This window comes from Rhizobium sp. P1_E1 (assembly GCF_056406015.1).
Genome location: NZ_JBFUAY010000198.1, coordinates 1 through 8,020, shown reverse-complemented (window position 1 = coordinate 8,020; position 8,020 = coordinate 1). Strand labels below are relative to the sequence as shown.

Genomic DNA, 8,020 nt, shown 5'->3' with positions numbered 1-8,020 from the left:
GAATTGTAGCCGTCGATATCGCCGCCGAAAACGAGGCCGCCCTTGTCCGACTGGGACACGTAAAAATGCCCGGCGCCGAAGGTAACGACCGTGTCGATGAACGGCTTCAGCCCTTCGGAAACGAAGGCCTGCAGCACATGGCTTTCAATCGGCAGCCGCAGGCCGGCCATGTCGGCGACGACGGTGGAGTTGCCGGCTGCCGCAAGCGCCAGCTTGCCGCAGCCGATGAAGCCCTTGCTGGTCTCGACGCCGGTCACCTGGCCGTTTTCGCTGCGGATGCCGGTCACCTCGCACTGGCTGATGATGTCGACGCCACGCTGATCGGCGCCGCGCGCATAACCCCAGGCGACCGCATCGTGGCGCACCGTGCCGCCGCGCGGGTGGAACAGGCCGCCCATAATGGGGAAACGGGCATTGTCGAAATCGAGGAAGGGTAATTTCTGGCGCACCGCCTGCCTGTCGAGAAGCTCGGCGTCGACGCCGTGCAGCCGCATGGCGTTGCCGCGGCGCGTATAGGCGTCGCGCTGGGCGTCGGAATGGAAGAGGTTGAGCACGCCGCGCTGCGAGACCATGGCGTTGAAGTTGAAGTCCTGCTCCAGYCCTTCCCARAGCTTCATCGACAGYTCGTAGAAGGGRTTRTTGSCSGGCAGCAGATAGTTSGAGCGGATGATCGTCGTGTTSCKGCCGATRTTGCCKGAGCCGAGATAGCCCTTTTCGAGGACGGCGACATTGGTGACGCCGAATTCCTTGGCAAGATAATAGGCGGTGGCAAGACCATGGCCGCCGCCACCGACGATGATGACGTCGTAATGCGGCTTTGGTGCCGGGTCGCGCCAGGCAGGCGCCCAGCTTTTGTTGCCGCGAAGGCCGTTCAGGAAAATCGAAAGAGCGGAATAGCGCATGGGTCACCCCGGAAAGAACAAGTCCATGATGCCAGAAAGAGGAGCGCTGACTTGCACAATAGGGACATTAATCGCTAAGAAAGAGACATGTCCTCACTTGATAGTAGAAATGCCCAGACGATCGGCTTCATCCTTATTCCGGGATTTGCGCTGATGTCCTATGCCTCGGCGACCGAGCCGCTGCGGGCGGCAAATCTCTTGGCCGGACGTGAGATCTATCGGCTGCAGATCTTCTCGCCCGATGGCGCCCCGGCGCTTTCCTCCTCGGGCGTCAGCGTCCCCGCCGAACCTCTGCCCGTCAGGGGCGCGGGGCTCGGAACGGCCTTCGTCTGCGCCGGCGGGTTGCCCCGCGACTGGCGGTATCCCGGCGTACTTGCCTGCTTGCGGCAGCTGTCGCGCGAAGGTGTGAGGATCGGCGGCATCTCGGGCGGCCCCTATCTGATGGCCGCTGCCGGTCTGCTTGGCGGCCGCGATTTCACCATCCACTGGGAGCATGCCGCAGCCCTTCTCGAAGCCTTCCCGGACCTCACGCCGCGCCAGGCGCGCTTCATGATCGACGGCAACCGGATTACCTGCGGCGGCGGCATCGCACCGCTCGACATGATGCATGTGCTGATCGCCGAGCGCATGGGGCCGGATTTCGCCCGCCGCGTCAGCGACTGGTATCTTCATACAGAGGTCAACGAACCCGCCGCACCCCAGCGCGCCTCGCTGGCGGAGCGTTATGGCGTTTATCATCCCGGTCTGCTCAGCGTTCTCGAGCGGATGGAGGAGACGATCGAGATGCCGCTCGAGCGTGCCGCCATGGCGCGCATCGCCGGCGTCACCACCCGCCATCTCGACCGGCTCTTTGCGGCCCAGCTCAATACCACCTTCCTCGATCAATACCGCAGGATCAGGCTGCAGCATGCCCATCGTCTGCTGAAACAGAGCCCGCTTTCCGTCTCGGAAATCGCGGTGGCTACCGGTTTTTCCAGTCTGAGCCATTTTTCCCGGATGTTCCGTGCCCTCTACGGCATCGCTCCGCGCGAAGCGCGGCGGGAATAGGTTTTCTTCACGGTTGAGAAATTTTCACTATGACGATAGGGTTGTCTTGGACAAAAGAAAAGGCGGCAGTGGAAAACCCATGAAATCCAACCGTAAAGCGGCAGAGCAACCGGAACAGGCGCCTAGCGGACGCGCTCCCTTTTCCCAGGACCCGCACGCCGTTCGCGAGCCGAAGGAAAACAACCTCGAAATGGCGATCGGCCATGAGGTGCGCGCCTACCGCAAGAAACTCGGCATCACGGTCACCGATCTGGCGGCCGCCACCGGCATTTCGCTAGGCATGCTGTCGAAGATCGAGAACGGCAACATCTCGCCGTCGTTGACGACGCTGCAATCGCTGTCGCGGGCGCTCGGCGTACCGCTGACTGCCTTTTTTCGCCGCTATGAGGAACCGCGCAATGCCGTCTTCGTCAAGGCGGGGCAGGGCATCGAGCTCGAACGGCGCGGCACGCGCGCCGGCCATCAATATAATCTGCTCGGCCATATCGACAACAATACCAGCGGCGTCATCGTCGAGCCTTACCTCATCACATTGACGGCCGATTCCGACACCTTCCCGACCTTTCAGCACGAGGGCATGGAATTTCTCTACATGCTGGAAGGCGTGGTCGTTTACCGCCATGGCGACCAGCTTTTCCAGATGGAGCCGGGCGACAGCCTGTTCTTCGATGCCGATGCACCGCATGGGCCGGAGCAGCTGGTGAAACTGCCTAGCAAGTACCTTTCGATCATCACCTATCCTCAGCGAAGCTCGAAAGGCTGACTTGCCTTAAAAGAAAAAATCTTTCTTCCGAGTTGAAATACCAAAACAGACCTGCTAGTCCTTTCTCAACACGAATGGAGGTCTGGTCATGTGCGGAATTGTGGGTCTCTTCCTCAAGGATAAAAGTCTCGAACCGGAGCTCGGCGCGCTCCTGTCGTCCATGCTGGTGACGATGACGGATCGGGGGCCGGACAGTGCCGGTATCGCGATCTATGGCGACGCCAGCGGCAACAATGCCAAGATCACCATCCAGTCGGCCAATCCGAAGAAGGATTTCGCCGGCCTCGAGGCCGAACTCGGCCAGGCGGTTGGCGCACCGGTCGCCATCCAGGTGAAGAGCACGCATGCCGTCATCACGCTTGCGAAGGATCTGCTCGACGCGGGCAAGGCAGCCGTTGCGGAACTGCGTCCGAACGTTCGCATCATGAGCAGCGGCGACGCCATCGAGATCTATAAGGAAACCGGCCTGCCGAAGGATGTCGTCTCCCGCTTCGCGGTCAATTCAATGGCCGGCACCCACGGCATCGGCCATACCCGCATGGCGACGGAATCGGCCGTCACGACGCTCGGCGCCCATCCTTTTTCCACCGGCTCCGACCAATGCCTGGTGCATAATGGCTCGCTCTCGAACCACAACAATCTGCGCCGCGAGCTGAAGCGCGAAGGCATGACCTTCGAAACGGAAAACGACACCGAGGTCGCCGCCGCCTATCTGACGGCAGAGATGGCCAAGGGCAAGAATCTCGGCCAGGCGCTGGAAGGCGCGGTGGATGACCTCGACGGCTTCTTCACCTTCGTCGTCGGAACGAAGTCCGGCTTCGGCGTCGTGCGCGACGCGATTGCCTGCAAGCCCGCCGTCATGGCCGAAACGGACCAGTATGTCGCATTCGGTTCGGAATACCGGGCGCTCGTCAATCTGCCCGGCATCGAGAATGCCCGGGTCTGGGAGCCGGAGCCTGCAACCGTCTATTTCTGGGATCACCAGAAGGTCGCTTGACCGGCACCTCATGCGCATTCTCCAAGGGTTATTGAAACATGCCTGTCATTGATCTTGCCACTACGCCGTTACGCGAACTCAACAGCGCCCTGCACAACATCCAGAACGGATCGAACGATCTTTCCTTCGAAGTCGTCAATCCGCGCGGCAGCCATTCGGTTGCCGTCGGCATCGATGCGCCGGTCACGGTCGACGTGAAGGGGTCCGTCGGCTATTATTGCGCCGGCATGAACGACGGCGGGACCGTCACCGTTCACGGTTCGGCAGGTCCGGGTGTTGCGGAAAACATGATGTCTGGAACAGTCGTCATCGAGGGCGATGCCAGCCAGTATGCCGGCGCAACCGGCCGCGGCGGCCTCCTTGTCATCAAGGGCAATGCGGCGTCACGCTGCGGCATCTCGATGAAGGGCATCGACATTGTCGTTCATGGCAATATCGGCCACATGTCCGCCTTCATGGGCCAGTCCGGCCACCTCGTGGTGCTCGGCGATGCCGGCGATGCGCTTGGGGATTCGCTCTACGAGGCGAAGCTCTTCGTGCGCGGTTCGGTCAAGAGCCTGGGTGCCGATTGCATCGAAAAGGAGCTGCGTCCCGAGCATCTGACCAAGCTGGCCGAACTTCTCGAAAAGGCGGGCGTGACCGAAGTGAGGCCCGAGGAATTCAAGCGTTACGGCTCCGCCCGCAAGCTTTACAATTTCAATATCGACAACGCTGACGCATATTAAGGCGAGGGACCATCATGAGCTATCACAACCCCTATACCCCGCCGCGCAAGTCCGCGACCTTCGACGATTACACGCTGGCGGAAATCCGCCGTGCTGCGGCGACTGGAATTTACGACATCCGTGGCGCCGGCACCAAACGGAAGGTTCCGCATTTCGATGACTTGCTGTTTCTCGGCGCATCGATCTCGCGCTATCCGCTCGAAGGCTACCGCGAGAAGTGCGACACGTCGGTCGTCCTCGGCGCGCGCTTTGCCAAAAAGCCCATTCACCTGAAGACGCCGATCACCATTGCCGGCATGAGCTTCGGCGCCCTGTCAGGCAATGCCAAGGAAGCGCTCGGACGCGGCGCGACGATTGCCGGAACCTCCACCACCACAGGCGACGGCGGGATGACCGATGAAGAGCGCGGCCATTCACAGACGTTGGTCTACCAGTATCTGCCGTCGCGATACGGCATGAACCCCAAGGACCTGCGTCGCGCCGATGCGATCGAAGTGGTTGTCGGTCAAGGCGCAAAGCCCGGCGGCGGCGGCATGCTGCTCGGCCAGAAGATCTCCGATCGCGTCGCCAACATGCGCAACCTGCCGAAGGGCATCGACCAGCGCTCGGCCTGCCGCCATCCGGATTGGACTGGCCCGGACGACCTCGAAATCAAGATCCTGGAACTGCGCGAGATCACCGACTGGGAAAAGCCGATCTATGTGAAGGTCGGCGGCGCGCGTCCCTATTACGACACAGCGCTGGCCGTGAAGGCCGGGGCAGACGTCGTGGTGCTCGATGGCATGCAGGGCGGAACCGCCGCGACGCAGGATGTCTTCATCGAGAATGTCGGCATGCCGACGCTCGCCTGCATCCGCCCCGCGGTCCAGGCGCTGCAGGATCTCGGCATGCATCGCAAGGTGCAATTGATCATCTCGGGCGGCATTCGTTCGGGCGCCGAYRTGGCCAAAGCACTGGCGCTGGGTGCCGATGCCGTTGCCATCGGCACGGCGGCGCTCGTTGCGATCGGCGACAACGATCCGCACTGGGAAGAAGAATACCAAAAGCTCGGCACGACGGCCGGCGCCTATGACGACTGGCACGAAGGCAAAGATCCGGCTGGCATCACGACGCAGGACCCGGAACTGATGAAGCGGCTTGATCCAATCGCCGCCGGCCGCCGTCTCGCCAACTATCTGAAGGTTATGACGCTGGAAGCCCAGACCATTGCGCGCGCCTGCGGCAAGAACCACCTGCACAACCTGGAACCGGAAGATCTTTGCGCCCTGACGATGGAGGCCGCCGCCATGGCCCAGATCCCGCTCGCCGGCACGAACTGGTATCCCGGCAAGGGAGGCTACTGATTTCTACCGGCCGGGCAAACGTCCCGGCCGTCTCGCATCCATAACCAAAGTGTCTCCAAGAAATCCAAAGGGGAACGAGAATGACACTGGACCTTGCTGCTTTTGCCAGAGACAAAGGCATCAAATATTTCATGATCAGCTATACCGATCTGTTCGGCGGCCAACGCGCCAAGCTGGTCCCCGCGGAAGCCATCGCCGATATGCAGAAAGATGGCGCCGGCTTCGCGGGCTTCGCGACCTGGCTCGATTTGACGCCTGCCCATCCCGACCTGTTCGCGGTTCCCGATGCTTCCTCGGTCATCCAACTACCCTGGAAGAAAGATGTCGCATGGGTTGCCGCCGACTGCGTCATGGACGATCAGCCTGTCGAACAGGCGCCACGTGTGCTGCTGAAAAGACTGGTCGCTGAAGCTGCGAAAGAAGGGCTCCGGGTGAAAACCGGCGTGGAGCCCGAGTTCTTTCTCATCTCTTCTGACGGCTCGGTGATTTCAGACCAGTTCGATACAGCCGAGAAGCCTTGCTACGACCAGCAGGCCGTGATGCGTCGGTATGATGTCATCGCCGAGATTTGCGACTACATGCTCGAGCTCGGCTGGAAGCCCTATCAGAACGACCACGAGGACGCGAATGGCCAGTTCGAGATGAACTGGGAATATGACGACGCTCTTCAGACGGCAGACAAGCACTCCTTCTTCAAGTTTATGGTCAAGTCGGTCGCCGAAAAGCACGGCCTTCGCGCCACCTTCATGCCGAAGCCCTTCAAAGGCCTGACCGGAAACGGGTGCCATGCCCACATCTCGGTCTGGGACATCGATGGCAAGGTAAACGCCTTCGCGGACAAGGAAATGGCCTTTGGGCTTTCCGCTCAGGGGAAAACCTTTCTCGGCGGCATCATGAAACACGCCTCCGCGCTTGCCGCGATCACCAATCCGACGGTCAATTCCTACAAGCGCATCAACGCGCCGCGCACGACATCGGGCGCGACCTGGTCGCCGAACACCGTCACCTGGACGGGCAATAACCGCACCCACATGGTGCGCGTGCCGGGACCGGGACGTTTCGAATTGCGCCTGCCGGACGGTGCGGTCAACCCGTACCTGCTGCAGGCGATCATCATCGCCGCCGGCCTCGACGGCATCCGCAGCCAGGCCGATCCCGGCCGGCACTACGATATCGACATGTATGCCGAGGGGCATCTGGTGAAGGACGCGCCGCGCCTGCCGCTCAACCTGCTCGACGCGCTACGTGCCTATGATGCCGACGAAGGCTTGAAGGAGGCGATCGGGGCTGAGTTTTCCGCCGCCTATCTCAAGCTCAAGCATCAGGAATGGAATGCCTATTGCTCGCATTTCACCCAGTGGGAACGCGACAGCACGCTCGACATCTGAGTGGTTGGATGCCCCCAATGACCTGACGCGCCAGGGCGAACAAGCTCCGGCGTGATCGGACCTTCTGCACTTGATATGGCGAAGAAAGTGACAGCATGAAGAACTTCGTACTCACCGTATCCTGCAAATCGACACGCGGCATCGTCGCGGCGATTTCGAGCTATCTGGCCGACAAGGGCTGCAACATCATCGACAGCTCGCAGTTCGACGATCTCGATACCGGCAAGTTCTTCATGCGCGTCAGCTTCATTTCGGAAGAGGGGCTTTCGGGTGCTGATATCGACGCCGGCTTTGCTGCCGTCGCAGCGCCCTTCGAAATGGATTATGATTTTCACGACAGCGAGAAGCGCATGAAGGTGCTGTTGATGGTGTCGCGCTTCGGCCATTGCCTCAACGACCTGCTTTATCGCTGGAAGATCGGCGCACTGCCGATCGATATCGTCGGCGTCGTCTCCAACCATTTCGATTACCAGAAGGTCGTGGTCAACCACGACATCCCCTTCCACCATATTCCCGTCACCAAGGCCAACAAGGTGCAGGCCGAGGCCCGTATCATGGAGGTGGCCGAGCAGACCGGCACGGAGTTGATCGTACTGGCCCGCTACATGCAGATCCTGTCGGACGAGATGTGCCAGAAGATGTCCGGCCGGATCATCAACATCCACCATTCCTTTCTACCGAGCTTCAAGGGCGCCAATCCTTACAAGCAGGCCTACGGCCGCGGCGTGAAGCTGATCGGGGCGACGGCGCACTACGTCACCGCCGATCTCGACGAAGGCCCGATCATCGAGCAGGACACGGCGCGCATTACCCATGCGCAGTCGCCCGACGACTATGTCTCGATCGGCCGCGACG

The 8,020-nt window shown here is 61.0% G+C and carries 8 protein-coding genes; 7 read left to right on the top strand and 1 reads right to left on the bottom strand.

Annotated elements, in window-relative coordinates; all coding sequences use genetic code 11:
• Positions 1-902: sarcosine oxidase subunit beta family protein (locus AC1D1Z_RS31100; protein ID WP_477852690.1), on the bottom strand; the 902-nt coding region annotated here is incomplete at its 3' end.
• A gap of 87 nt (positions 903-989) precedes the next feature.
• Here AC1D1Z_RS31100 and AC1D1Z_RS31095 point away from each other — a divergent pair.
• The 7 genes from AC1D1Z_RS31095 to purU all read left to right on the top strand — a co-directional run.
• Positions 990-1,949 carry a GlxA family transcriptional regulator gene (locus tag AC1D1Z_RS31095; RefSeq protein WP_018448681.1) on the top strand — a complete coding sequence of 320 codons (960 nt, stop codon included), beginning with the start codon at positions 990-992 and terminating at the stop codon, positions 1,947-1,949.
• Positions 1,950-2,028: 79 nt separating this feature from the next.
• Positions 2,029-2,712, top strand: coding sequence for a helix-turn-helix domain-containing protein (locus AC1D1Z_RS31090; protein WP_018246144.1), 684 nt, complete (start codon positions 2,029-2,031; stop codon positions 2,710-2,712).
• An 88-nt stretch (positions 2,713-2,800) separates the two neighbouring features.
• Entirely contained in the window at positions 2,801-3,709 is a 909-nt protein-coding gene (locus tag AC1D1Z_RS31085; protein ID WP_018246143.1) for a class II glutamine amidotransferase, read from the top strand.
• Positions 3,710-3,747: 38 nt separating this feature from the next.
• Complete coding sequence (locus AC1D1Z_RS31080) at positions 3,748-4,434, top strand: GltB/FmdC/FwdC-like GXGXG domain-containing protein (RefSeq protein ID WP_003548139.1); 687 nt, start codon at positions 3,748-3,750, stop codon at positions 4,432-4,434.
• A 14-nt stretch (positions 4,435-4,448) separates the two neighbouring features.
• Positions 4,449-5,777, top strand: a complete 1,329-nt coding sequence (locus AC1D1Z_RS31075; RefSeq protein ID WP_477852687.1) for an FMN-binding glutamate synthase family protein — start codon at positions 4,449-4,451, stop codon at positions 5,775-5,777.
• Positions 5,778-5,857: 80 nt separating this feature from the next.
• Positions 5,858-7,165, top strand: coding sequence for a type III glutamate--ammonia ligase (gene glnT / locus AC1D1Z_RS31070; RefSeq protein WP_018482199.1), 1,308 nt, complete (start codon positions 5,858-5,860; stop codon positions 7,163-7,165).
• A 95-nt stretch (positions 7,166-7,260) separates the two neighbouring features.
• Positions 7,261-8,020, top strand: a 760-nt coding sequence (gene purU / locus AC1D1Z_RS31065; RefSeq protein ID WP_477852685.1) for a formyltetrahydrofolate deformylase, incomplete at its 3' end; no start/stop codon positions are given.

What these genes read in the sequence shown, in the direction of transcription:
- AC1D1Z_RS31095 (WP_018448681.1), top strand. Translation starts at nt 990, where the DNA reads ATGTCCTCACTTGATAGTAGAAATGCCCAGACGATCGGCTTCATCCTT.
- AC1D1Z_RS31090 (WP_018246144.1), top strand. Translation starts at nt 2,029, where the DNA reads ATGAAATCCAACCGTAAAGCGGCAGAGCAACCGGAACAGGCGCCTAGC.
- AC1D1Z_RS31085 (WP_018246143.1), top strand. Translation starts at nt 2,801, where the DNA reads ATGTGCGGAATTGTGGGTCTCTTCCTCAAGGATAAAAGTCTCGAACCG.
- AC1D1Z_RS31080 (WP_003548139.1), top strand. Translation starts at nt 3,748, where the DNA reads ATGCCTGTCATTGATCTTGCCACTACGCCGTTACGCGAACTCAACAGC.
- glnT (WP_018482199.1), top strand. Translation starts at nt 5,858, where the DNA reads ATGACACTGGACCTTGCTGCTTTTGCCAGAGACAAAGGCATCAAATAT.